The sequence below is a fragment of the Streptomyces sp. NPDC050388 genome (genome assembly GCF_040655635.1).
Taxonomy (GTDB): Bacteria; Actinomycetota; Actinomycetes; order Streptomycetales; family Streptomycetaceae; genus Streptomyces.
Genome location: NZ_JBFAKH010000016.1, coordinates 1 through 23349 on the forward strand (window position 1 = coordinate 1; position 23349 = coordinate 23349).

The window sequence follows — 23349 nt, forward strand, 5'->3', positions numbered from 1 at the left end:
TCGGCGCTGCCCTCCTCGAACCAGTCGCCGATGCCGGACGTCATGGTCAGGGCGTGCCGGACGGTGACCCGCGGGTCGAGCCGGGGCATGTGCTCCTTCACGTGGTCCGCGAGCGAGTCGTCCGGATGGACCCGCCCCTGTTCGACGAGCTGCAGTACGGCCACCGCCGTGAACATCTTCGACACCGAGGCCACGCGGAACCGGGTGGCGCACGTGTTGGGTATCGACCAGCGCCGCGACGCCATCCCGAAGGCGCGGGCGAACACCGTCTCCCCGCGCCGGGTGACGCGCACCGTGCCGGAGAATCCCTGGCCCTCGGCCACGCCGAGAACGGCATCCTCGAGACGGCCGGGGTCGAGGTCGCCGGCCGGGTCGTCCGTCGTCGTGCTCGTCACCGTGGACTCCTCGCAGAAGAAGGTTGCGTCAGCCGCAGGCCATGATCGTCCAGGTTGGTGTCCCGGACAACAGCTTTGTACTCGCCGCCGTCTGGGGCCTTGGGGCAACACCCTTGACCGGCCCCGCTCCTTCAGGGATGACAACGCCTATTCAGAAGATCTTGGCGATCTCCAGTTGTCGCTGTGCCTCGGCCCACTCGGTAGCGGTGACGTCCGCGGCATCCTGGCGGGGATTGAGCGCGGAGCTATAGCGGGTGTCGAGCTCCGTCGTGAGTTGCTTTGCGGGTTCCTGCATTGGCATGGCGGATCTCCTTCCTCTCTTCCCCATAACGACCTGCCTCCCGCGCCGAAATCATCGCCACACCCATTTGCGTCTGTCTGCACGTCCGATCAGGAAACAGCTACGGCCCCGATGACCGGTACGGGACGACCGCGACCGCCTGATCGAGGTCGAAGCCGCCACGATCCTCAACTGAGCGCCTGGTCAGCCGAGGATCGTGGCAAACAACAGGCGGTGCTCGCCTCGGTACGTGTCTCAGACACTTGTGCATCGGACGGCTCGGGAAGAGCAACGCTCAAGACTCGGTGGGTCGAGTTCGGGCGGGCACTCGAAGGGCGCTCCCGGATGGACGGTCACCGGCCCAGCAGCCGGGTGCCGAGGGGACAGCGTTGGTAGAGCACGACCCGACTCCGCCGGCGGCTTCTGACCAGGCGGGCACGGCGCAGGATGCTCAGGTGGTAGGAGACCGTGGCGGGTGCCAGGGCGGTGTCCCGGCTCAGCTGGGATGTCGAGCGGGGTTCGTCGAGGCTGGCGAGCAGTAGCGCCCGGGTGTCGCCGATGAGGTGGCGGATCGCCTCGTCGCCCCGCTCCGTCGACGGGTTCCACAGACGGAACACCCCCCGCGCGGGGTAGGTGATGACGGGTGTCCGCGGGCGCTCGGCGCTGAACAGGACCTGCTCGTCCTGGGCGGTGGAAGGGACCAGCACGAATCCGTCGGAGGCCCAGTCGACGACGACGTCGTACGGGCGGGCGATACGGACCTCACCGTCACGCCAGCGCACTCCCTCACTGAGGTTGTCGATCATGGCTCCGGCCCCGAGGTCGGCCATCTTCTCGGCGCGGTGGCTGATGTCGTCCTGGAGCAGAGCGCGTGTGGTATCCCACTCCGGCTCGAGCACGGCCGTGAAGTAGTCGACGAGGGCGTCGGCCGCTCGAGCGGCCAACGCGGCGGGGCCGTCCGCCAGCGCGTCGGCGACCGCGGGCGGCATGGGGCGACGCCACCGTTCATGTGCCGCGGTGCTACCGAAGGTCGCGGCGACCTCGGCGCGGACCGCGCGTCCGCGGAAGGCAATGTCGAGGTGGTAGTCGACCTCGTCCGGCGGGGTTCGGCGCACCGTGTCCGCGACGTGGTGGATGGACGGCACAGAGCTGCTCGGCGGCGGGGTGAGGAAGTCGGGAATGTAACGACGGTCGTGCGGGATCAACCCGTGCAGCAACTCCAGCGCGCCGGCCGTCACACGGGCCGCGGCCAGGTCACGGCGCCGCCCCAGATGCGGCGGTATGCGCTGCCTACCGCGTTGCCGAATACTGCCGACCGCCTCCGTCGCGGGGCAGAGCGCGAACCGTGAGCGCCCGAGCGTATCCGCAGACATCGGAATCCTCACCGTCACCGCTGCCCGCCCCCTCGTCCCGGCAGATGCCAAGTGTGGCATGCGGTCACCGCTCGCGATTCGAACCCGCTCGAATCCATGGGCATCGCCCCGCGGATCGCGTTGTGTCGGTGCCGTCACCCCACCAGAGCACGAAGCGAAGGAGCCTGTCATGTCCGTGGATCGTCGCCGACTCCTCCGAATGGGTACCGCTGTCGGCGCACTCGCCGTCACCGGCGGTGCCGCACTCGCCCCGCAGTCCGTCGCGGCCACAGCCCGCATGGCACAAGCCCCGGCCGAAAGGGTGCCGGTCATCATCGGCGCGAACCCCGGGCTGGTGCTCTACGACGGTGACCGGCTCACCGCCTACGCCGCGACCTGGCAGGTCGACTGGTCCCCTCATGGTGCCGGGAACGTCCTGGTGCTGTGGCACGAGGAGACCGTCCAGCTCTACGGCGCCAATGTGCGCCTGGCCCGATGGCTGGAGCGCGAGTTCGTGCGCCACTTCCCCGAGGCCGACGGACTCGTCTGGCCCGAGCCGATCGTGCACAGGGTGCCGGTGAAGGTGGACCTGGACATGGCATCCGGCCTGCGTGCCCGCGCCGCCGACGTGTCCATCGCCATGAGCGACGTCCTCGACCGGCGTGTGTTCGCCACCGACGAGTTCCCTCTCGGCGGCGGGGTCGAGCACAGCCTCAGCCTCGTGCTCGGCCCGTGCGGGCACGGCACGATGCGCACCGGCGGCCGCACCATCGCCGGACAGCCTCGAGTCGGTGGCAGCGCCGGACGGCCCAACTCGACGGCCTACCTCGCCGTCGCGGAGGTCTGGCGGCGCTAGGGCGCGGTTGCCGGAGCACCGGACATCCGCTCCGTGAGCGGGGTGACTTCCGGTCCATGAAGCCAGAAGTCGAGCCGCCGGGGCGCATGCCGGGCCGACGGCAGCCAGGAGCGTACCGGCAAGCGGTAGCCGGCACCGACTCGAAGGAAGAAGAAACCGCTCGGCCCGCGTCTGTGTGCGGGCCGAGCAGGTCCGCCCACCCTCTACGGACCCTGGCAGACCTGCTACCGCCCCGCTGCCAGCGCCGACAGAGCGACGTCACCCTCCACCACATCGCCCCTCCCCTTACCTGTAGGACTCGGGAGGTCATCGCTGCAGGCTAGGGCGGCAATGCGGCATCTGCCGGTTCTGCGGGTGCCGTTTAATCACCCGCTGTTCAGGCGGCCTGCTGGTCCTCATGCGGGGTGCCGCCGAGCCGGTCTTGTCGGTGGACCTCCAGGTGCGCGGTCCGTCCCGGTGCGGTGGCCGGTTCAGGCAACGGGCGAAGCGGGGCGGCCTGGCCCATGGCCGGGGGCGGCCGATGCCCGTTGCAGAACGATTCGAACCCGCGGAGCGCGTGCAGGAGGCGGCTTTGGTTCCAGCTCAAGGTGCAATCCAGCAGCTCTGCGGCAGGCCGGTAGCCGGCGCTGCATGAGGAGTTCCTTTGGGGCATCCGGATGCCGCTGGTGACACCCTCCAGCCCGGCATCGGCGAGCACGGCGTCGTAGGCCTGCGTGCACTGCGCGTCCCGGTCGCGGACCGGGAATCGGGCCCGGCCGTCGGCGTCCGGCAGGTCCATGACGAGGTGACGCCCGGGCCGCACGAGCCGCTGCGCGGTCGGGTGCGCGGTGGCGCCCGGGATTCGGACGCGCCGGGTCGCCTGCGTGAGGACGGCGAAGAGGCACGGCCGCGCCCCGGCCGGGGGCGGGCAGTGCGCCGGGCGTTGTCACGTTGTTGGGCGTGTGAGTGCCTGACGGTGTGCCGGGGGCATGGTGGGCTTGCGGTCCGGGCCTGTGTGTTCAGGCCGCGGTGGGCAGGCCGGTGCTGCCGGTGATCTGGTCCCAGCTAGTGAAGCGGAGGGTCATCTCGGCGCGGTAGTGGGCGGCGGTCATCAGGTGGCGGTAAGGCCGGAAGTGGGGTGAGATGCCGCTGAACGCGGACAGGAACCGCTGCGCGGCGCCCACGCTGCGGAAGCCCTTCATGGCCCGTTCGCGCTGCCGGGTGGGCTGGTGGCTGTTCTCGGCCCGGTTGTTCAGGCCCTGGTGCGAACGGTGCTCGACCGAAGGCATGACCTCGCGGTGGGCCGCTCCGTAGGAGCGGAGCCTGTCCGTAACGATCACCCGCGGCACCGTGCGGGTCCTCTTCAGCAGGCGGCGGAAGAAGCGCTGGGCTGCGGTCTTGTCCCGGCGGCTCTGCACGAGGATGTCCAGGACGGTGCCGCCGGCGTCGACGGCCCGCCACAGGTACGTCAGCTCCCCGTTGATCTTCACGAACCCCTCGTCCAGATGCCGTTTGTCCCCGGGCCGCGGCCGGCGGCGGCGCAGTCCGTTGGCGTAGGCCTGCCCGAACGTGGCACACCAGCGGCGGACCGTCTCGTGGGAGACGAGCACGCCGCGCTGGAGCATCAGCTCCTCGACCTCGCGGAAGCTGAGCGGGAAGCGGAAGTACAGCCATACGCAGTGGGAGATCACCTCGGCCGAGTACCGGGGCCCCTGGTACGACGGCGACGCGCTGTCCACGGACGGTCCCCCTCCACCATGACCAACCCGAAGATCATCCCACCCGGTCAGCCAACGTAACAGCACCCTTGACACTGCCGGGGTCGCGATAACTGCGGCACGCGCCGGTGCGGACGTGGTGCGCACCGTGTACGGTCAGCGGCTCACCCACATCGACAAGGGCGCGACGATGCGGCTGGCCCCGGTGAGGGCGAACGGCCTGTTGTCCGCGAAGCTCCGGGGTGCCCGGCAGTCCGCGGCCAGCAGTACCTCTCAGCGGGCGGCCACCCGGTCGTCGTCCTTGACGTGGGTGAGGAAGAAGTCCCGGACGTCCTCGGCCAGCAGCTCCGGCACCTCCATCGCGGCGAAGTGGCCGCCGCGCTCGAACTCCGACCAGTGCCTGATGTCGTACAGCCGCTCGGCCAGCGGTCGCACCGACTGCGTGATGTCGTGCGCGAACACCGCGACGCCGAGCGGCACCGGGCACGGCTGCTGGACCCCCCGCGGGGCATCGTGGTGGAACCGCGCCGAGGAGGCCGCCGTGGCGGTCAGCCAGTACAGCGAGATGCCGGTGAGCATCCGCTCGTCGCCGACCGGCGTGACGGGGTCGGTCCACTGTGCGAAGCGCTCGGCGATCCAGACCAACTGGCCGACCGGCGAGTCGGTCAGCGCGTAGCCGATGGTCTGCGGGGTGAGGGCCTGCAGAGCCTGGTAGGGCGGACGATTCGCCATCAGCTGCCGGACCTTGTCCAGCCGGGCTTCATCCGTTTCGGACAGTTCGATGCCGGCATCCGGGACCGGCCGGGTCGGCAGGTAGTTGACGTGCACCCCGACTACGTGCTCGGGTGCCACCGCGCCGAGCGCGATCGAGATGCCCGCGCCGAAGTCGCCGCCCTGCGCGCCGTAGCGCTCGTACCCGAGACGGCGCATCAGCTCGGCCCAGGCCCGCGCGACCCGGGCGGCGTCCCAGCCGCGCTCGTGAGTCGGCCCCGAGAAGCCGTAACCCGGGATGGATGGAATCACCAGGTGGAAGTCGCGCGACAGCGGCTCGATCACGTCGAGGAACTCCAGGAACGAACCGGGCCAGCCGTGGGTGAGGACCAGCGCGAGCGCGTCCGGCTTCGCAGACCGGACGTGGACGAAGTGGATGTTCTGGCCGTCGATCTCGGTGGTGAAGTGCGGAAGCTCGTTGAGCCCGGCCTCATGCGCACGCCAGTCGTAGCCGGTGCGCCAGTACTCGGCAAGCTCCTTGAGCCGCGCCAGCGGGAAGCCGTAGTCCCACCCGGCGTCGGCGACCTCGTTGGGCCAACGGGTGCGGGAGAGGCGGTCGGTCAGGTCGTCGAGGTCGGCCTGGGGAATGTCGATGCGGAACGGCTTGATCACGGCCTTCACTCCAGGGGAATTCGTTCACAGCTCAAACGTTCGTGTCACTAACGAAGGTAGGCTGTTAGTGGCACTAACACAAGAGGTGGAGGATCCCGATGAGCCCGACCCCCGACCCCACACCGGCCCGGCTGCGCGCCATCCCCAGCCGCCTGCTCGCCGGGGCCGCGGTCGCCGCCGATCGGCTCGTCAGCGAACGCCTGGCCGCCGAAGGCGCTCGCAAGTGGCACTTCGCCGTGCTGGTCGCGCTCACCGAGGCCGGCGCCGCCAGCCAGGCCGAACTCAGCCGCCGCACCGGCATCTACCGCAGCGACATGGTCGCCGTCCTCAACGAGCTCGCCGACGCCGAATGCATTCGCCGCGAACCCGACCCCACCGACCGCCGCCGCAATGTCATCACCCTCACCACCACCGGCCGCCGCCGCCTGGAGCGCCTCGACACGCTCATCGCCGACGCCCAGCGCGAACTCCTCGCCCCCCTCACCCCCGCCCAGCAGGACGAACTCACCCGCCTGCTGAACGTCCTGACTGAGCACCACCACCCCCCGCACGCCCGCCCGCACGACGCGCAATAGCCCATCCACCCGCACCGCCCCGAACCTCGCCCCCGCCACCAACGGCGCCTCGGGGCGGTTCTTGCCGGTGCCCGGCGCGATCCTTCCCGACTGAGACCCAGCCTCATGCCAATCGGCGCCGGCCCGTCCGGCAAGTGCGGGACCGGCTTGTTCCAGGAGGTGGTTGAGCCGCATGGTAGAGCGCGCGCACGGGGCGGTCGGCTGAGCTCGGATCCACCGGCTTGATGCCTGTGGATCCGAGCTGAGCGACCGGCTCGCCGGCCTCTCGTCCTGGGGTTGTTCCGTATCGTCCTCGGCCTGCTGTTCACCAACGAGGGCGCCGCCACGCTCTTCGGTGTACTGGACAGGCAGGCCAGCCCCACGGGTGACTGGCCGTTCTGGTACGCCGGTGTGATCGAGCTCGTCTGCGGTGCCCTCATTCTCCTCGGAGTCGCGACCCGCAGCGCGGCGTTCCTCAGCTCGGGGGCCATGGCTTTCGCCTACTTCACCGAGCATCAGAAGGACGGTGCCTTTCCTCTGCAGAACGGCGGCCTGGCCCCGGCATTGTTCTGCTGGGGTTTCCTTCTCCTGGTCTTCTTCGGGCCGGGCTCCCTGACGCTGATGGGCCTGCTCCGCCGACAGTCCGCGCCGAGTGCCGCGTCCCCGGGGGCGCGGGAGGTTCCCAGGTGGGGTAGGGAGTGACGGGCCCCGTCACCCGGATGCCGTCGGGTCGTCCGGCATGGCGAGGTGCGCCAGGTCTCCCGGCGGCGCGCTGCGGACCGGCCAGAGCGGTGCGGGCGTGCCGTCGGCGACCGCGGCAGGCGCGTCGGTGAGGTTCATACGGTCACGGAGGCGGCCGTAGAAGTCCATCGGGCCGAGCCGTACGGCACGCAGCCTGCGCGGTGCGGCGTAGACGCCGATCCAGTCACCGGGGCCGATCACGCCGCGGAGCTGGCCGTCGATGCTGACGGCGGCGCGGCCCGAGCGCTCGAGCACCCGCAGCCCGACGGGCTCGTCCGGGGCGGCGACGACCGACCGGTTGAACGTCATGTGCGGTGCCACCGGTGTGAAGACCAGTGCCTCGGTGCCCGGCGAGACCACGGGGCCGCCGGCGGCAAAGCTGTAGGCGGTCGATCCCGTCGGCGTGGCCACCAGCAGCGCGTCGGCGGAGTACGAGGCCAGCAGCCGGCCCGCGATGTAGACCCCGACCGAGATCTGCCGGTCCCTGGCGAGCTTCTCCAGTACGACGTCGTTGAGGGCGGTCACGTCCAGCGGGATGCCCCACTCGCCGCCCGTCTCGCAGTCGGAGCGCACGCTGGTCGGGGGCAGGAGCGGGCCTCGGCCGTAGCTCATGAGCGCCTCGATGTCCGAGGGCACCTCCAGGCGGCACGAGGCACGCATGGTCAGCAGCATGCGCTGCTCCACGTCGAGCCGGTCGTCGTGCACGGCGTCCAGCGCCGTACGCACCATGGTCATGGGCACCTCGGTCAGGAAACCCACGCGGCCGAGGTCGACACCGAGGACCAGCGCGTCGATGGCGGCCGCGAGCCGGGCCCCGCGCAGAAAGGTGCCGTCCCCGCCGAGGGTGACGACGAGGCCGGGGTCGCCGGCCCCCGCCATTTCCTGCCGGGCGCTGCGCCGTTCGCCGTCGTTCCACACGTCGATGTCCTTGCAGGCGACGGCATGTTCGGCGCACCATGCACGGACCGTGCGGGCCGCCTCCGCGGCCTCGGGACGTCCGCCGTGTACGACCATGCCGACCCGGTCCACCGCCATCTCCGCCTCCTGGACGTCCGCTCGCCCCGACTGGGCGTGGGGCTCCATCCTGGCCAGGCGCGCGTCGACCGGGCGCGGTACCACGCCGCGACGGCCCGGTACCGCGCTCGCGGTACCGGGCCGCCCGGGTGGTGCGGTGGCTGGTCAGCCTTGGCGGGCCTTGAACCGCGGATCCTTCTTGTTGATCACGAAGGTCACGCCCCGTCGGCGCACCACCTGGGCGCCGGACCTGGACTTCAGCGAGCGCAAGGACTTGCGTACCTTCATCACGGTCTCCTTCCGCGGGGCTGCACGAGGGCGAGGGAGGCGGGTTTCATCGTTCTTCGCGGAAGAGGACGTGCTCTCCGGCGACCGGATCGTACTTGCGCAGGACGAGCTGGTCGGGGTCGTTCAGACGGTTTTTACGGGTCACGTAGGTGACTCCCGTACCGGCTGCCGACTTCAGCCTGACGACGGGCCGCGCTGTGCTGCGTGCCATGAGGTGCTCCTTCCGCCACCGCCCGATCCTTTTGACTCGGGCATGCCGGCGTGGGGGTGCAACGGCGTCGGCAGGCGGGATATTCCGGTACGGGGCTCTGGCACTGCTCCTGGCGATGACCGGCCCGGGTTCCTGGTCGGTGGACCATGCCGTGGGCGCGGACGCGATGTCCGGCGTTCCCTGGGCTCTGGCCGCGGCGGCCGTCGCCGTGGCAGTGGCGGCGCCCGCCCTGCTGCTGCGCCGGCGCAACCTTCGCGCCTCGGCCGCGGTCCCGGGCCCCTCGGACGGGCCCTCGTAGGGCGGGATCCGGCGCACGGTGTCGACGAAGCCCGCTCAGGCGTCCCTGATGGTCGTCCTGACGGGTGTACCGATCTCGATCGTGCGGCTGACCGTGCAGAGCCGGTCATGAGACGTCCGCACCGCGCGAGGAAGAACCGCGCGGGCCCGGTCCGCACCCTCACCGTCCGGGAAGGTGACCGCGAAGGTGACCTCGAGGCCGGTCATGCGGTTGCCCAGCTCGTCGCTGATCTTGTCGCCGGTCACCGAGACCGAGAACTCGGCCGGCTCGGTGTGCCGGACGGTGGCCACGTGGCATTGTCAGGTTGGCTGCGGGCCTGCCGATACGATGATCTTCGGGTTGGCTTGCCGGGTCCGGGGAGGGACAGCATGGAGGCCGTGGCCCCGTCGTACAAGGGCTTCCGCTACCCGGCGGAGATCATCGCGCACGCGGTGTGGCTGTACCACCGCTTCCCGCTCTCCTTCCGGGAGGACGGGGAGCTGCTGCTCCAGCGAGGCGTGACCGTCTCCTACGAGACGGTCCGGCAGTGGTGCGCCAGGTTCGGGCCCGAGTACGCCGCCGGGCTGCGCCGCCGCGGGCCGCGGGCCGGTGAAAAGTGGCACCTCGACGAGGTCTTCGTGAAAATCAACGGGGTGCGGTACTACCTGTGGCGGGCCGTCGACCAGGACGGCACCGTGCTGGACATCCTCGTGCAGTCCCGGCGCGACGCGAAGGCTGCGAAGCGGTTCCTGGCCAAGCTGATAAGGAAACAGTGCCGGGTGCCCCGGGTGCTGGTCACCGACAGGCTCCGCTCCTACGGCGCCGCCCACCGGGAGCTGATGCCCTCGGTCGAGCACCGGCAGTCGAAGTACCTCAACAACCGGGCGGAGAACAGCCACCAGCCCACCCGGCAGCGCGAACGGGCCATGAAGGGCTTCCGCAGCACCGGCGGGGCGCAGCGGTTCCTGTCCGCCTTCAGCGGCATCTCCCCCCACTTCAGACTCCGGCGTCACCTGATGACCGCACACGACTACCGAGCCGAGATGACCGTTCGCTTCGCCATCTGGGACCAGGTCACCGGCGTTGCCGGCCAGCCCACCACGGCCTGAACACGCGGCCGGAACCCGGCTCCGCCACGCCCCGACGCACCCCAGGCACCTCCTCACTCAACAACGTGACAGCGCCCGTGTCAGCGAAGTGTGAGGGGAAGAACGGCAGGTTCGCTACGAGGAGGTGGGATGAGACACGCGGACCGCCGTTGACAGGCGAAAACGCGCCTCTCAGGACGGGCCGCCATGACCGAGCACCACTCGCCCGGCGACGGGCCGACGTCCGCTGCGTATGCCCGCCGCAGCGGCGGGTACGCCCTCTCCCGTACGGGGAGCCACGGAAGCGGCCGAGGAACGAGGGGTGCCGGAAGTGATTCGAAAGCTGCAGGCGATCGCGCTGGACTGCGCCGATCCGGTACGGCTCGCGGAGTTCTACGCGGAGCTGCTCGGCGGCCGGGTGGTCGCGGACCCGGAGGATCCCGACTGGGTCGAGGTGCACGGGTTCGAGGGGACACCGCTGGCCTGCCAGCGGGTGGACGGCTACCGGCCACCCGAATGGCCCGGCCAGCAGCACCCGCAGCAGCTCCACCTGGACTTCGACGTGGACGACCTCGACGGGGAGGAGAAACGGGCGCTCGCCCTCGGCGCGACCGTGCTGGAGCGGACGGACCAGCTCCGCCCGGAGGCCAACTGGCGGGTCTACGCGGACCCGGCCGGCCATCCGTTCTGCCTCTGCCTCCACTGAGTCCACCGGGCTCACCACAGCCACTGAGGCGGCATCAGGGTCAGCCGTCGAGCGGGGACTCCGATCCCGTGTTCGGTCAGCCAGGCGCAGCCCGGATGAGGACTCTCCCACACTCACAGGACCGTAGAGGGCGGCCGAACCGCAGCGAGCAAGAACCGAACGGTTCAGCTCCCTGCTTCCATGACCTCGGCATCGGGCTGGGCCGACGTCCTCCCCCGTACTCGACGATGTCGTACTCGTCATCAAGCTCGGCAAGACGCTCGGCCAAGGGCAGTTGTTGACTTGCTCCTCGGGGTCGCACGGGTCGGACCGGGGTTCGGTCCGACCCGCGCTCGACAGGCTGTCACGCCGGTCCGGCGGTCTTTACGTTCTTCGCGGCGTTGTGGTCCCGACCGTGGACCGTGTGGCAGGCGCTGCAGGTCCGTTCCCGCACACTGAGGGGTCTGGGCCCGTCGCGGTGGCCGCAGGCCGAACACACCTGACTGGTGGGCTCGAACCGGCCGACCTGCACGAAGGTCCGCCCGTACCGGGCGGCCTTGTACTCCACCGCGACCGTTCGGTTCTCACGGAGCGGCCGGGTGGAGAGCTGGACGGAGGCCTCCCTGCTCAAGCGAAGCCGAGAGCTTGGCGGGAGGGTCAGGCCGAGGTCGATGCCCACGGTGCTGTCGGGGTCCGGCTCGCCGAGCCGGACCCGGTCCTGTTCCGGTCGGTGTCGATGACGAAGGAGGTGAAGTACCGGCGGCCGGGTCCTTGATCACGGTGACACCGGACGGCGTGCACGGCAGGGTGCGGGCCCGTCTGACCCGGACCTCGCCGATCTTCGGCAGGCTCGGCCGGCCCGCCTCTGTGATCTTCCAGCGGGCGTTCGCGGTGAACCGGACCGTCCGCCTCGCGTGCTGCCGGCCCGCCTGAACGGTTGACTTGCGCTGAAGTGCGCTCCAGGTCGTAGCGTCGCAGACACCACGGCGCACGAAGCCCATGTCGCCCGGTGCCTCTCACGGGATGCCGGGTGGTGTAATCCGTCGCTAAATGGATGAGGGGCTTCGTGCCGTCCGACCGATGAACGAGTGTGCAGGGAAAGGCTGGGACACGGCATGCAGAAGCGCAGTCTGCGGGACCTTCAGGTATCGGCCATCGGCCTGGGGTGCATGGGTATGTCCGCCTTCTACGGGTCCACCGATCAGGAGGAGGCGATCGCGACCATCCGGCGCGCCCTCGACCTCGGGGTGAACTTTCTCGACACCGCGCAGATGTACGGGCCGCTCACCAACGAGTCACTCGTCGGCGAGGCGATCGGGGGGCACCGCGACGCGTACGTGATCGCGACGAAGTTCAACTACCGGATGGACAACGCCGTACCCGGAGACATGAGCACGGTCGGCCCTCAGGACGGCTCGGCCGAGCACGTCCGGAGCTCGGTCCACGGCTCCCTGCAGCGTCTGGGGACCGACCACATCGACCTGTACTACCAGCACCGGGTCGACCCGAACGTACCCATCGAGGAGACGGTCGGCGCGCTGGGCGAGCTGGTCGCCGAGGGCAAGGTGCGGTACATCGGCCTGAGCGAGGCGAGCGCGGAGACCATCCGGCGCGCCCACGCCGTGCACCCGGTCACCGCGGTGCAGAGCGAGTACTCGTTGTGGTCACGGGACGTGGAGGCCGAGGTGCTGCCCACCTGCCGGGAGCTGGGCATCGGCTTCGTGCCGTACTCGCCGCTCGGCCGCGGTTTCCTGGCCGGGCGGTTCACCTCGCCGGACGAGCTGGACGCGAACGACTGGCGCCGCGAGAACCCGCGCTTCAAGGACACCAACCTGGAGGCGAACCTGCGGCTGGCGGCAAAGGTGAAGGAGATCGCCGCCGAGAAGGGCGTGACCCCGGCCCAGCTGGCCATCACCTGGGTGCTGGCCCAGGGCGAGCACCTGGTGCCGATCCCGGGCACCAAGCGCCGCACCTACCTGGAACAGAACGCCGCTGCGGTCGACATCGTGCTGACCGAGGACGACTTGGCCCGCATCCACGCGGAGCTGCCCGAAGCGGCGGGTGAACGATACGACGAGGCAGGGATGCGGTCCGTCAATCGCTAGCCGGGGCGCGGCAGCAGCTGCCAGGTCCTGCCGTCGGCGTCTGCGGGCGCATCAGGCGCTGGGGATCTTCCAGCGGGCGACCGCCGGTCAGCTGTGGCGGATGCCGCGCCACGGCGACAAGCACGAGCGACGCCCCCGCGGCACGTTCGACGTCCTCAAGGGCTGCGGCCTGGTCCGCGGCGGGACGAAGCCGGCAGGCTCCCGCACCCCGTGGGTACGCACCGCTCGCGGCCGTCAGGAGGCCCGGCTGCTGCCGAGGAAGGTGCAGTTGTCCGCGCTGCGCAAGCCGGAGCCATCGGTGTGTCGCGGATTTGGCGATCCGGTCGAGGGTGGCTCGCCCGCGGGCGACTTCGTCGAGGATCTCGTCGGCGGGTTTGGCCCGGACGAAGGGTTCGGGGTTGTCGTTCCCGTGGGAGGCCCAGCAGTCGATCCGGGTTTCGAGTTCGCGACGGAGGTGAAGCTGGGGTTGGTCAAGGCTTTGCGGCTGAGTACGGAGGACCAGCGTTCGAGGAGGTTGAGCCATGACGAGCTGGTCGGGGTGAAGTGCAGGTGCCAGCGGCGTTTCTTGTGGGCCGGCAGGCTGTCCAAGGTGACGTGGCTTGTCGGTGACCACCACATGCGGCACGTACTCCAGGTCCTTCAGGAGCCGGCGGAAGAACCGCACGGCGGCGCGGGTGTCGCGCTTGGGCTGGACGAGGATGTCCAGCACGTTCCGTGCCGGCCCGCCGCCCGCCACAGGTGCTGCCGCTGTCCGTCGAGCGGGATGAAAACGTCGTCCAGGTGCCCCGTGTCACCCGGCAGCGGCGCAGCTCATTCGCACAGATCTGGCCGAACTTCAGGCACCACCGCCGGACGCTCTCGTAGGACACGATCGCATCGCACTCGAGCATGAACTCCTCGACTTCCCGGAACAACAGCGGGAACCGGCCACGACTCCTGTCACCCGTTCGGTCCCGTTCGCGCGCGGGCGACCTCCCGGCACCTTCCGTACGTTCCCCGGCCGTCCTCCGGCTCCGCCGGGGCCGACAGCACCGCGCCATACACCTGTGCTCCATAATGTCCCAAAAGGTGTGAAATGCCCGGCGAGCTCACGGAGGCGGACCCATGCACGACAACGCCGAGCACGACGAGGGCCCCGTCGAGGAGCGCGACCTGGACGACGAACCCGGCGCCGAGGACGTCGACAGGTCCGCCGAGCCGGAGCCGTACGAGGACGAGGCGGCCACAGTCCACGAAGACACCGACGCTCTTGGCGGTGAGTCGGCCGACAGGCGCGCGGCGGCCGATGCGGTTCCTGACGTCTTCCTCGACGTTCCTACGCTGAAGGTCGACCAGATCGACTTGGACGTGGAGGATCTGCGGGCGCATGTCTCACTGCAGGCCGAGGTTCTGGACCTGTTGAAGTTGAGCGTGGGTGCCGACGTCGCGCTCGGCCGGGTGCACCTGGGTATCTCGGGCGTGGAGGCGCAAGCCCAGCTCAAGGTGCGCCTCGACAACGTCGTGACAATTGTCAACCGGGTGCTGACCACGCTCGATCGCAACCCGGAGATCGTCCAGGAGTTGGCACGCGGAGTCGGTTCCGCCGTACAGGACGTCGGTGGCGGCGCCCGCCAAGCCGTCGGTGAGCTGGGCACGGGTGCGGGAAGGGCCGTCGAGGACGTCGGCCAGGGCGCCGGATCCGCCGTACAGGACGTGGGGCGCGGCGCCGGCAGTGCGGTCGACGACGTGGGACGCGGCGCCGGGAGGGCCGCGCAGGACATCGGTGGCGGCGCCGGGCGAGCGGTGGAGGACGTCGGTTCCGGGGCACGCCAGGCCGTCGGCGATGTCGGCGACACCGCCGGGGACGTGGCCGAGGCCGCGGGCGGCACCGCGCAGAAGGCCGTCGAGGACGTCACCGAGACGGCAGGCGACACCGCACGCCGGACGAGGCCGGCCAAACCGAGCACGTCACACAGGCCCGCCGACAAAGACCGGGGCCGGATCGCCGGGAGCGAGAGCGGAACCCGCCCGCACCGGGCCCGCGGCGAGGACGGGAAGGAACCACCTCGGCCCACCCGCCGCACCGCCCAGAAGCGGGACGAGCCACCCTGAACGGCTGATACCCCCGAGCCACAAGACGCCGGTCGGCTCACCACCGTCGGAGGCCAGGACCCGGAACCGGACATCTCATTCCGGGCGACGGTCCGATCCGAACACCTCTGCTTCACGGAAGAACCACGAACAGCCGTCAGCTTCCCCGGCGCGGGCGAACGCGAGTCAACGTCCCACAGCGACCGGATCAACCTCCCCGACAGAGTCGTCCCCGGCCGACAGTACGACGACGTCACCGTCACCTACCGCCTCGCGACCCGATTCGCCTTCCGGCCGGACCACGGGCAGAACGGCCTGGACCACAAGAACACCCCTTGAAGGGACCGTGCCGAACAGGCAGCAGCCGAGACGCCGACCACGAGAGAGCGAGAAGTGCACATCAAGACCTTCAGGCGCTCGGCATTCACTGGCCTCGTCAGCTCGCGGGCGGGCTCCACATCCCTTGCCGTTGTCACGTCCATCCGTGTTGACGGCTGCCCACCGCTCGAGGAGTTCGAGCGGGTGATAGCGCGCATCACTCGTTCCGATGCACCCCGCAACGCGCTGAGGCCTTCGCCGCAGCGGCACAGAAGCTCGGAGTGAAGGTCCTGAACCTCTGGATGAGCACCGTGGAGCCCGCCCCGGCGGCACAGTGCTCGGTTTCCACGTCGGACAACCACCGCCCACGCCGGCGGAACCGGTGCGGTCGTGCCCTCAGGTCGAGGTCCTGGAAACGCTCTGCGAGCGCCCCACCGTCTCTGAGCGGCTCGACACCGTCCCGACCATCGCGGAGGAAGTCGAGCGACAGAACCGCGCGATGGGTGAATTCAACGCGGGCGTCTCCCCTTCGTCAGCCGTGAGGTTTCAGCGGGGTTTGGTCGCGCCCCCTCGACGGTGTCCTGGCAGCACGTGTCGCCGGCGGAGGCTGCAGCGACTCAAGACTCCCTATGTCCTTTGGGACTTCGCCGGCACGCACAGCCACGCGAGGCCTACGGCGGTCAGATAGGCGAGCGCACCGACGGCCATGCTGGTGCGCAGCCCGGTGTCGTAGTCGGTGGCTGTGGCGAGCAGGCTGCCGCCGAGCGCCACGCCGGTGGCGCTGCCGATCTGGCGGGTGGTGTTGAACAGGGCGGAGGCGGCCCCCGAGTACGCCTGAGGTGCGGCACCCATCACGGTGGCGGTCGAGCCGGTGAGCGCGAAGGAGGTACCGAACCCCGCAGCCATCATCGGGACCACCAGCAGCGGGTAGGCGGGGTCGGCTCCCGCCGAGGCCCAGCCGGCCAGTCCCAAGGCTGCCAGGAGCATGCCGGAGATCACCAGCGGACGATCGCCGGTGCGGCGGGTCAGCCGCCCGGACAGGACGGAGGCGAACATGGTCATCGCCACCGCCGGGAAAAGCGCCAACCCGGTTTCCAAGGCGCTGAAGCCGCGCTGGTGCTGGAACTCCAGGCTGGCGGTGAACACCATGCCGTAGAAACCGAAGTTGAACAGAAGGCCGATGCCGGCTCCGCCGCTCATCGTACGAGACCGCAGCAGGCTCAGAGGAAGAGCAGGAGACCGGGCCAGCCGCTCGCGCACCACGAATGCCGCGGCGGCCAGCACGGCCAGGCCCACCCCGGCGAGAACAGCCGGGTCGGACCAGCCCCGCCGTCCGGCCTCGTTGAGCGCTGCGATCAGCAGCGCCACCGCCGCCACGACCGCGCACTGCGCCGGCCAGTCCAGGGACCGAGCGGCACGTCGGGGCGAGCGCGCCACATGCCGCAGCGTCAGCATCAGGCAGGCCGCACCGACGGGCAGGTTGATGAGGAACACCCAGCGCCAGCCCCCCGCGGAGACGAGGAGCCCGCCCAGCAGTGGCCCGGCAGAGGCCGCGATGCCCGCCATCGAACCCCACAGCCCGAAGGCCCGCGAGCGTGCGGTCGGCGCCGGGTAGGCCTGCTGGAGCAGGGCCAGGGAGCCGGGCACGATCAGCGCCGCGCCGAGCCCCTCCACCAGCCGGGCCACAACCAGGAAGGGGACGCTCGGCGCGGCCGCGCACGCGGCCGAGGACACGGTGAACACCGCTACGCCCGAGCAGAAGATCCGACGGTTGCCCAGCCGGTCGCCCAGCGCGCCACCGGTCAGCAGGAACCCGGCGAAGACCAGGGTGTACCCATCGGTGATCCACTGGATGCCGGTGAGCGAGGCGGACAGTTCCCGGCCGATCACCGGCACGGCCACGTTGATGACCGTCACATCCAGGATCACCATGAAATACCCGGCGCACACTGCCAGCAGCGGTGCCCAGGACCGTCGCCCGGACCCCGGGGGCGACTCGGGAGAGGGCGCGGACTCACCGCCACCGGCCGACTCCGCGAACGCCACGGCCCCAACTCCATCTCGTTCGCGGGCGGTCTACGCAAAGATCCACGATAAGGGGCACGCCTTCCATATCGAAGGACCGTGCCGCTCACATGTTCACGGCCTTGCCGCGGCCGGTCCGAAAAGGCCCTCAGGGTCGTACGCGGCGCGGGCGCGGGCGAGCCGCTCCTCGTGTGGGCCGAAGACCGCGCCCCGCAACCGGCTCGCGTCCTCGCCCAGCCCGGCGAAATTGACATATGTCCCGCCGCTCGAGAACGGCTTCATCGCGTCCCACGCCGAGCGTGCCCACTCGATCGCGGTCTCGTCGAGCGCCGGGTCCCGCCGGCCCCGTCGCGCGCCGCCCAGAACAGCTCGGGTTCTTCCTCCCGGCTCACTGTACGCACCGCGCCGTCCGCCGTGACGATCTCGAGCGAGCGGACGCTGTCGCAGCTCAGGCCGAACAGCCGCATCACAAAACCGAAGCCGCCGCCGAGCGTGAGACCGGCGATCCCGGTGGCCGAGATCTCCCCGCCCGGTGTGGCCAGAGCGTGCAACTGGGTCTCGCGGTCGAGGTCGCGCCCGCCCGGGCCCGCGCGGTGCGGGCGGCGGGGTCGACGCGCACGCCCTTCATGCGCGACAGGTCGATCACCAGCCCGTCGTCACACACCCCGCTGCCCGCTACCCGGTGACCGCCATCGCGGATGCTGACGAGGGGACGGTGCCTGCGGGCGGCCCGCACCGCCTCGACCACGTCCGCCGTACCGGAGCACCGGGCGATGAGCGCGGGGCGGCGGTCGATCAGCCCGTCCCACACGGTCCGGGCCTCGTCGTGGCCACGGTGCCCGCGACCGATCACCGCACCTCGGAGCGAGGAGCGAAGCCCGTCCGTCGGCATCTGCTCCGCAGCGGCTGTCAGGACGGCCCCCTGGCAGTCCGGCATCCACGTCACCTTCCTCGGAGTGCGCCGCTTGCTGCCACCGTGGCTTCTCACGCCAGCCCGGAGCGGTCCGGCCCGCACACCGGCCCGACGACTCCACAGCGAGCACCGGCAACAGCGGGCTCAGGTCGGTGGACCGGTTGCACCGCTGCTTCACGGACGGCTACGGCTGGGTGATGGTCCCCGACGAGATCGGGCGCCGGGGACGGGCACCCGGGGACACACGGCCATGAGCCACACGCCGATGGGCCGGTGGAGTGAGCGGTTCCACGGGTGGGCCTCGCGCCGGGCATGGATCACACGCATCCACACCGGGGCACTCGGCGCAAGCACTGGTGTGCAGGTGACCGAGAGTGAGAAAGGGGTGGAACATGTCTGGACCACGACCGACGGCGGCCGAGCCGGCAGGGCGCGCCGACGACCCGCTCACCGCCGCGGAGGCCACCAGGGCCGTCGAGACGGTCCTCGGAGCTGTCCTCGACGCGCGACTGCGCCGGGCCGGTGACGTGGACGCGGTGTTCGCCCGTGACGTGGCCGGTCCTGTCACCGCGTTCGTCCGACGTGGCGGTAAGCGGCTGCGCACGGCGTTCGCGTGGTGCGGCTGGCGGGCCGCGGGCGGCACGGGCAACGCCACGGCGCTCCTGCGGACGGGAGCCGCGCTCGAACTGTTGCAGGCGTGCGCTCTCATTCACGACGATGTGATGGACGGATCGCCGCTGCGCCGGGGCGGGCCGGCGATGCACGTGGACCTGGTCCGTATGCACCGCACGGCACGGATGACCGGCTCACCGGAGTCCTTCGCGACGTCCGCCGCGGTGCTCGCCGGTGACCTGGCGCTGGCATGGGCCGACGATCTGCTGACGGAGACGGCACTCGGCTCACCGTACGGCCCGCGGCTGTACCGCGAGTGGCAGGCGATGCGCAGTGAGATGGTCGCCGGTCAGTACCGCGACATCCACGCGCAGGCGATCGGCGCGTCCGACGTCGACGACGCGTTGACCATCGCCACGCTCAAGAGCGCCCTGTACACGGTCGAGCGGCCCCTGGCGCTGGGCGCCTCGCTGGCCGCCGCCGACGAGTGGACCGTCGAATCGCTGCGCTCCGCCGGCCGATGCGCGGGGCTGGCCTTCCAGCTCCGCGACGACCTCCTCGGCGCTTTCGGCGATCCCGAGCTGACCGGCAAACCGACCGGTGACGATCTGCGTTCACGCAAGCTCACCTATCTCCTCGCCACGGCCCTCAGGCTTGCCGACGCCGACGGGGACGAGGAGGCCGCGGCCGTGCTCGCCCCCGGCGCCGCAGCCCGGTCCGACGACACCGTGGAGCGGATGCGGACGGCACTGGAGCGGACCGGAGCCCGGGCCGTGGTGGAGTCGAAGATCGAGGACCTGGCGGCCGCAGGCCTGCGGCACTTCGCGAGGACCGGTGCGGCACCCGCAGTACGCGGGGAGTTCGCCTCGCTGGTCGAACGGGCATCGGGCATCGGCCCGGACCTCAGGAAGGAGAGCATGTGAGGACGGTAACCGGACGGACCGACCATGTCGTCGTGGTGGGCGCAGGCCTCTCCGGCCTCGCCTGCGCCCTCCACCTGCTGGGCGCAGGCAGGCGGGTCACCGTCGTCGAACGGGATGCCGTCCCCGGTGGCCGGGCCGGCCGGATGCGACTCGGCGCATACCGGTTGGACACCGGCCCCACGGTACTGACCATGCCCCAGCTGGTCGACGAGGCCTTCGCAGCCGTCGGCGACAGCCTCCACCAGCGCGTCGAGCTCGTGGCCCTGCACCCCGCCTACCGGGCGTGCTTCGCGGACGGGACCTCTCTCGACGTGCACACCGACGGTGAGGCGATGGAGGCGGAGGTGCGGCGCTTCGCCGGACCGGCGGAGGCGGCGGGCTACCGCAGGCTGCGGGCCTGGCTGGAACGGCTGTACCGGGCGCAGATGCGCCGCTTCATCGACACCAACTTCGACTCGCCCTTCCAGCTCCTGCATCCGGACCTGGCGCGTCTGGCGGCACTCGGCGGTTTCGGGCGGCTGGACGCCAGGATCGGTCGCTTCCTCTCCGATTCCCGCCTGCGCCGTGTCTTCTCCTTCCAGGCCCTGTACGCCGGAGTCGCCCCCGCCCGGGCCCTCGCGGCCTACGCGGTGATCGCCTACATGGACACCGTGGCCGGCGTCTGGTTCCCCAAGGGGGGTATGTACGCGCTGCCCCGCGCCATGGCCGAGGCGGCGGCCGGCGCCGGTGCCGACCTCCGTTGGTCGGCCGAGGCGAGCACCCTGGAGCGGTCGGCGGGCCGGGTCACGGCGGTACGCCTGACGTCGGGTGAGCGAATCGCCTGTGACGCGGTGGTGCTGACCTGCGAACTGTCCACCGCTCACCGGCTCCTGGGGCGCGCACCCCGGCGCCCGGTACGGCTGCGCCACTCACCGTCCGCGGTGGTCCTGCACGCCGGGACCGACCGCACCTGGCCCGCTCTCGCCCATCACACGCTCTCCTTCGGCACGGCATGGGAGCGCACGTTCGACGAGATCACCCGCTCGGGGAGGCTGATGAGCGACCCGTCCTTGTTGATCAGCCGCCCGACCGCACACGATGCCACCCTGGCGCCACCGGGCCGGCACCTCCACTACGTCCTGGCCCCCTGCCCGAACACCACCGTCGGGCCTTCCGCCGCCGCCTGGCGGGACCTGGGCCCGCGCTACCGCGACAGCCTGGTCGCCGAGCTGGAGCGCCGGGGCCTGGAGGGTTTCGCGGACAGCGTCGACGAGGAGACGCTGGTGACCCCTCTGGACTGGACGGCACGAGGTCATGCGGCGGGCAGCCCTTTCTCGGTCTCCCACACGTTCGCCCAGACCGGCCCCTTCCGTCCGCGCAACCTTGTACGCGGGCTGGACAACGTCGTGCTCGCCGGTTGCGGGACCACTCCCGGCGTCGGCGTCCCGACGGTGCTCCTCAGCGGCAAGCTCGCCGCCGCTCGCGTCACCGGTGGCGCCGCGGACATCAGCCGCCGCGCCTCCCGGTGCCGGCCGGTCTCGGCTGTGGCCGCTGTCCCGTCCGTGCCGTCCGCGGCAGGCCCCGATGACCCGTCGTGAACTGGACGCCGCCGGGATCACCGATCCCACGCTCCGCGCGGCCTACGACCAGTGCCGGCAGCTCAACGCCCGCCACGGCAGAACCTATTTCCTGGCCACTCGGCTGTTGCCGCTGGAACGCCGCTCGGCCGTACACGCGCTGTACGGGTTCGCCCGCTGGGCGGACGACATCGTGGACGACCTGGACCGGAGCCGTACCCACGACGAGCGCGACCGGTTGCTGAAGCGCCTGGAGAGCGACCTCGCGCACGGGCTGCGCACCGGTGGCGGGGGCGAGCCCGTGGTGCGGGCCCTGGCCGACACCGTCGACCGGTTCCGCATCGAGCCCGCGCTGTTCTCCGACTTCCTGGCCTCGATGCGTGCCGACCTGACCGTCACCGACTATCCGAGCTACGCCGATCTGCGGGCCTACATGCACGGCTCGGCCGCGGTGATCGGGCTGCAGATGCTCCCGGTGCTGGGCACGGTCGTACCCCGCGAGGAGGCGGCGCCGCACGCGGCGGCCCTCGGGGTGGCGTTCCAGCTCACCAACTTTCTGCGGGACGTGGGCGAGGACCTGGACCGGGGCCGCGTCTACCTGCCGGCGGACCTGCTCGCCGCTCACGGTGTGGACAGGCCGCTGCTGGAGTGGAGCCGGCGCACGGGGCGGCGCGACCCGAGGATCCGAGCGGCGCTCGTCGCCGCCGAGGCGATGACCCGGGACGTGTACCGGTCGGCGGAACCGGGCATCGCCATGCTCGACCCGCGGGTGCGCCCCTGCATCCGCACCGCCTTCACGTTGTACGGCGGCATTCTCGACGCGATCGCGGACCACGATTACAGCGTGCTGCATCACCGTGCGGTGGTGTCCCGTGCTCGGCGCGCGGCCACCGCCGCAGCCGGTGCCGTCCAGGTGGCGGGCGCCCGGTGGCGCGACCGCGTGCCGCGTCCGCCCCGGGTGGCGGGCGGCACGTCACACGAGTGGAAGGGGCAGGACAGTGGGTGACCGAGCGGGCAAGCGCTGGACATCGCCGTTGCGGCGGCGCCGGGGTCCGGGCTGGGCGGCGCAGGCTCCGACGTGGCGGCAGGCGCGGCCGGTCGTGATCGCCGAAGCGCTCAAGCGTGCGTCCGCACGGCCCTCCGGCAACTGGTTCGTGGTCGGCGCCTCACGGGACGTGCGCGTCGGTGGGCGCCCGTGCGGCCGGACGGTGGGTGGCGTCGAGGTCGTGCTGTGGCGCTCGGAGGCGGGAGCACTGCACGCGGGCCCGGGCGCCTGCCCGCACCTCGGGGCGCCTCTGCGGGACAGCCGGGTGGTCTGCGGCACACTGGTGTGCCACTGGCACGGACTGGTTCTGGACGGTGGTGCGTTCGCCGGCTGGAACCCCTACCCCGCGCACGATGACGGGGTGTTGGTCTGGGTACGTCTGGACACGGTGGGCGGTGAGACGCCTTCGGACCGTCCTGTGGTGCCGGTGCGTCCCGCCGTGGACAGCGCGGTGGACGCGGTCTTCACGACGGTCGGGCGGTGTGAAGCGCAGGACGTCGTCGCCAACCGGCTCGACCCATGGCACGGATCGTGGTTCCATCCGTACTCGTTCGTCGACTTGACGGTGGTGCGGGAGCCGCAGGGTGACGAGGACGACGCCTTCGTCGTCGACGTCTCCTTCCGGGTGGCGGGGCGCCTGGTGGTGCCCGTGCGGGCCGAGTTCACCGCGCCCGGTCCGCGCACGGTCGTCATGCGCGTCACCGACGGCGAGGGGGCGACGTCCGTGGTGGAGACCCATGCCACGCCGCTCACCGGCGAGGCCGACCGACAGCCGCGGACCGCCGTGGTCGAGGCGGTCGTCGCCACCTCCGGGCGGCGCGGCTTCGAGCTGGCCCGGGCGGCCGCCCCGGTGCTGCGCCCGCTGATGCGGCGTACGGCCGGGCGCCTGTGGCGCGACGACCTGGCGTACGCCGAGCGTCGCTGGGCGCTGCGCAGTACCGGACGGTTCCCGGGGTGAGCC

Annotated in this window: 22 protein-coding genes and 4 pseudogenes; 12 read left to right on the plus strand and 14 right to left on the minus strand. The window is 71.0% G+C overall.

Features of this window, described 5'->3' with window-relative positions; all coding sequences use genetic code 11:
* The 3 genes and pseudogenes from AB0I73_RS11670 to AB0I73_RS11680 all read right to left on the minus strand — a co-directional run.
* On the minus strand, positions 1–395 hold a 395-nt coding region (locus AB0I73_RS11670; protein WP_363036213.1), incomplete at its 3' end, for a serine hydrolase domain-containing protein.
* Positions 396–549: 154 nt separating this feature from the next.
* Positions 550–696, minus strand: a pseudogene (locus tag AB0I73_RS11675) (pyridoxamine 5'-phosphate oxidase family protein); the annotation flags it as partial.
* 332 nt (positions 697–1028) lie between these two features.
* Positions 1029–2048 (minus strand): DUF5937 family protein, encoded by a 1020-nt coding sequence (locus AB0I73_RS11680; protein ID WP_363036215.1) that lies wholly within the window; start codon positions 2046–2048, stop codon positions 1029–1031.
* Between the two features lie 169 nt (positions 2049–2217).
* Between AB0I73_RS11680 and AB0I73_RS11685 the strand changes: the two genes are divergently transcribed.
* Positions 2218–2883 carry a hypothetical protein gene (locus AB0I73_RS11685; protein WP_363036217.1) on the plus strand — a complete coding sequence of 222 codons (666 nt, stop codon included), beginning with the start codon at positions 2218–2220 and terminating at the stop codon, positions 2881–2883.
* Positions 2884–3259: 376 nt separating this feature from the next.
* On the opposite strand, the gene AB0I73_RS11690 is transcribed toward AB0I73_RS11685, so the two are convergent.
* The 3 genes from AB0I73_RS11690 to AB0I73_RS11700 form a co-directional block, all read right to left on the minus strand.
* Positions 3260–3661: an integrase gene (locus AB0I73_RS11690; RefSeq protein WP_363036219.1), complete on the minus strand. Its 402-nt coding sequence runs from the start codon at positions 3659–3661 to the stop codon at positions 3260–3262.
* A 220-nt stretch (positions 3662–3881) separates the two neighbouring features.
* The gene (locus AB0I73_RS11695) at positions 3882–4601 is read right to left on the minus strand and encodes an IS6 family transposase (RefSeq protein ID WP_363036221.1); all 720 of its coding nucleotides are present in this window, start codon (positions 4599–4601) and stop codon (positions 3882–3884) included.
* Positions 4602–4853: 252 nt separating this feature from the next.
* Entirely contained in the window at positions 4854–5963 is a 1110-nt protein-coding gene (locus AB0I73_RS11700) for an epoxide hydrolase family protein (protein WP_363036223.1), read from the minus strand.
* 98 nt (positions 5964–6061) lie between these two features.
* Here AB0I73_RS11700 and AB0I73_RS11705 point away from each other — a divergent pair, with 98 nt between their 5' ends.
* Both AB0I73_RS11705 and AB0I73_RS11710 read left to right on the plus strand, forming a co-directional pair.
* Positions 6062–6538 carry a MarR family transcriptional regulator gene (locus AB0I73_RS11705; protein WP_363036225.1) on the plus strand — a complete coding sequence of 159 codons (477 nt, stop codon included), beginning with the start codon at positions 6062–6064 and terminating at the stop codon, positions 6536–6538.
* A 276-nt stretch (positions 6539–6814) separates the two neighbouring features.
* Positions 6815–7219: a DoxX family protein gene (locus AB0I73_RS11710; protein WP_258308839.1), complete on the plus strand. Its 405-nt coding sequence runs from the start codon at positions 6815–6817 to the stop codon at positions 7217–7219.
* 9 nt (positions 7220–7228) lie between these two features.
* On the opposite strand, the gene AB0I73_RS11715 is transcribed toward AB0I73_RS11710, so the two are convergent.
* From AB0I73_RS11715 to rpmG, 3 genes are all read right to left on the minus strand, one after another.
* On the minus strand, positions 7229–8293 hold the full coding sequence (locus tag AB0I73_RS11715; protein WP_363036402.1) for an NAD(+)/NADH kinase: 1065 nt from the start codon (positions 8291–8293) through the stop codon (positions 7229–7231).
* Positions 8294–8437: 144 nt separating this feature from the next.
* Entirely contained in the window at positions 8438–8560 is a 123-nt protein-coding gene (gene ykgO / locus AB0I73_RS11720; protein WP_363036228.1) for a type B 50S ribosomal protein L36, read from the minus strand.
* Between the two features lie 46 nt (positions 8561–8606).
* Positions 8607–8771, minus strand: a complete 165-nt coding sequence (rpmG, locus tag AB0I73_RS11725; protein WP_109383499.1) for a 50S ribosomal protein L33 — start codon at positions 8769–8771, stop codon at positions 8607–8609.
* 115 nt (positions 8772–8886) lie between these two features.
* On the opposite strand from rpmG, the gene AB0I73_RS11730 reads away from it, so the two are divergent.
* Positions 8887–9069 (plus strand): hypothetical protein, encoded by a 183-nt coding sequence (locus tag AB0I73_RS11730; protein WP_363036230.1) that lies wholly within the window; start codon positions 8887–8889, stop codon positions 9067–9069.
* Positions 9070–9104: 35 nt separating this feature from the next.
* Here AB0I73_RS11730 and AB0I73_RS11735 read toward each other — a convergent pair.
* Positions 9105–9359: pseudogene (locus AB0I73_RS11735) on the minus strand (OsmC family peroxiredoxin); the annotation flags it as partial.
* 78 nt (positions 9360–9437) lie between these two features.
* Between AB0I73_RS11735 and AB0I73_RS11740 the strand changes: the two are divergent.
* Positions 9438–10157, plus strand: coding sequence for an IS6 family transposase (locus AB0I73_RS11740; protein WP_363036232.1), 720 nt, complete (start codon positions 9438–9440; stop codon positions 10155–10157).
* A gap of 310 nt (positions 10158–10467) precedes the next feature.
* Complete coding sequence (locus AB0I73_RS11745; RefSeq protein ID WP_363036234.1) at positions 10468–10842, plus strand: VOC family protein; 375 nt, start codon at positions 10468–10470, stop codon at positions 10840–10842.
* A gap of 242 nt (positions 10843–11084) precedes the next feature.
* Here the strand turns inward: AB0I73_RS11745 and AB0I73_RS11750 are convergent.
* Positions 11085–11744: pseudogene (locus tag AB0I73_RS11750) on the minus strand (zinc ribbon domain-containing protein); the annotation flags it as partial.
* A 192-nt stretch (positions 11745–11936) separates the two neighbouring features.
* Here AB0I73_RS11750 and AB0I73_RS11755 point away from each other — a divergent pair.
* The gene (locus AB0I73_RS11755) at positions 11937–12926 is read left to right on the plus strand and encodes an aldo/keto reductase (RefSeq protein ID WP_363036236.1); all 990 of its coding nucleotides are present in this window, start codon (positions 11937–11939) and stop codon (positions 12924–12926) included.
* On the opposite strand, the gene AB0I73_RS11760 is transcribed toward AB0I73_RS11755, so the two are convergent.
* Positions 12916–13635 carry a hypothetical protein gene (locus tag AB0I73_RS11760; protein WP_363036238.1) on the minus strand — a complete coding sequence of 240 codons (720 nt, stop codon included), beginning with the start codon at positions 13633–13635 and terminating at the stop codon, positions 12916–12918. The two genes, AB0I73_RS11755 and AB0I73_RS11760, sit on opposite strands and share 11 nt — an antisense overlap.
* A gap of 395 nt (positions 13636–14030) precedes the next feature.
* Between AB0I73_RS11760 and AB0I73_RS11765 the strand changes: the two genes are divergently transcribed.
* A complete protein-coding gene (locus AB0I73_RS11765) occupies positions 14031–15017 on the plus strand; it encodes a hypothetical protein (protein WP_363036240.1) in 987 nt (328 codons plus the stop codon).
* A 924-nt stretch (positions 15018–15941) separates the two neighbouring features.
* Here AB0I73_RS11765 and AB0I73_RS11770 read toward each other — a convergent pair.
* Together AB0I73_RS11770 and AB0I73_RS11775 are read right to left on the minus strand one after the other, a co-directional pair.
* Positions 15942–17360, minus strand: coding sequence for an MFS transporter (locus AB0I73_RS11770; RefSeq protein ID WP_363036242.1), 1419 nt, complete (start codon positions 17358–17360; stop codon positions 15942–15944).
* 257 nt (positions 17361–17617) lie between these two features.
* Positions 17618–18276: pseudogene (locus AB0I73_RS11775) on the minus strand (FAD-binding protein).
* A 368-nt stretch (positions 18277–18644) separates the two neighbouring features.
* Here AB0I73_RS11775 and AB0I73_RS11780 point away from each other — a divergent pair.
* Genes AB0I73_RS11780 through AB0I73_RS11795 form a run of 4 tightly spaced genes read left to right on the plus strand, consistent with a single transcriptional unit; the run spans position 18645 to position 23346 of the window.
* Positions 18645–19787, plus strand: coding sequence for a polyprenyl synthetase family protein (locus tag AB0I73_RS11780; protein ID WP_363036244.1), 1143 nt, complete (start codon positions 18645–18647; stop codon positions 19785–19787).
* Entirely contained in the window at positions 19784–21364 is a 1581-nt protein-coding gene (gene crtI / locus AB0I73_RS11785) for a phytoene desaturase family protein (protein ID WP_363036246.1), read from the plus strand. Before AB0I73_RS11780 ends, crtI begins: the two co-directional genes overlap by 4 nt.
* The gene (locus AB0I73_RS11790) at positions 21351–22349 is read left to right on the plus strand and encodes a phytoene/squalene synthase family protein (protein WP_363036248.1); all 999 of its coding nucleotides are present in this window, start codon (positions 21351–21353) and stop codon (positions 22347–22349) included. The genes crtI and AB0I73_RS11790 overlap by 14 nt, the downstream gene beginning before the upstream one ends.
* On the plus strand, positions 22342–23346 hold the full coding sequence (locus AB0I73_RS11795) for a DUF5914 domain-containing protein (RefSeq protein ID WP_363036250.1): 1005 nt from the start codon (positions 22342–22344) through the stop codon (positions 23344–23346). Before AB0I73_RS11790 ends, AB0I73_RS11795 begins: the two co-directional genes overlap by 8 nt.
* Positions 23347–23349 lie beyond the last annotated feature (3 nt).

Bases quoted from the DNA above. Each gene is read 5' to 3' on its own strand.
- AB0I73_RS11780 (WP_363036244.1), top strand. From the start codon at position 18,645: ATGTCTGGACCACGACCGACGGCGGCCGAGCCGGCAGGGCGCGCCGAC.
- AB0I73_RS11680 (WP_363036215.1), bottom strand. From the start codon at position 2,048: ATGTCTGCGGATACGCTCGGGCGCTCACGGTTCGCGCTCTGCCCCGCG.
- AB0I73_RS11705 (WP_363036225.1), top strand. From the start codon at position 6,062: ATGAGCCCGACCCCCGACCCCACACCGGCCCGGCTGCGCGCCATCCCC.
- ykgO (WP_363036228.1), bottom strand. From the start codon at position 8,560: ATGAAGGTACGCAAGTCCTTGCGCTCGCTGAAGTCCAGGTCCGGCGCC.
- AB0I73_RS11690 (WP_363036219.1), bottom strand. From the start codon at position 3,661: ATGGACCTGCCGGACGCCGACGGCCGGGCCCGATTCCCGGTCCGCGAC.
- AB0I73_RS11755 (WP_363036236.1), top strand. From the start codon at position 11,937: ATGCAGAAGCGCAGTCTGCGGGACCTTCAGGTATCGGCCATCGGCCTG.
- AB0I73_RS11685 (WP_363036217.1), top strand. From the start codon at position 2,218: ATGTCCGTGGATCGTCGCCGACTCCTCCGAATGGGTACCGCTGTCGGC.
- AB0I73_RS11790 (WP_363036248.1), top strand. From the start codon at position 21,351: ATGACCCGTCGTGAACTGGACGCCGCCGGGATCACCGATCCCACGCTC.
- AB0I73_RS11740 (WP_363036232.1), top strand. From the start codon at position 9,438: ATGGAGGCCGTGGCCCCGTCGTACAAGGGCTTCCGCTACCCGGCGGAG.
- rpmG (WP_109383499.1), bottom strand. From the start codon at position 8,771: ATGGCACGCAGCACAGCGCGGCCCGTCGTCAGGCTGAAGTCGGCAGCC.
- AB0I73_RS11730 (WP_363036230.1), top strand. From the start codon at position 8,887: ATGACCGGCCCGGGTTCCTGGTCGGTGGACCATGCCGTGGGCGCGGAC.
- AB0I73_RS11715 (WP_363036402.1), bottom strand. From the start codon at position 8,293: ATGGCGGTGGACCGGGTCGGCATGGTCGTACACGGCGGACGTCCCGAG.
- AB0I73_RS11765 (WP_363036240.1), top strand. From the start codon at position 14,031: ATGCACGACAACGCCGAGCACGACGAGGGCCCCGTCGAGGAGCGCGAC.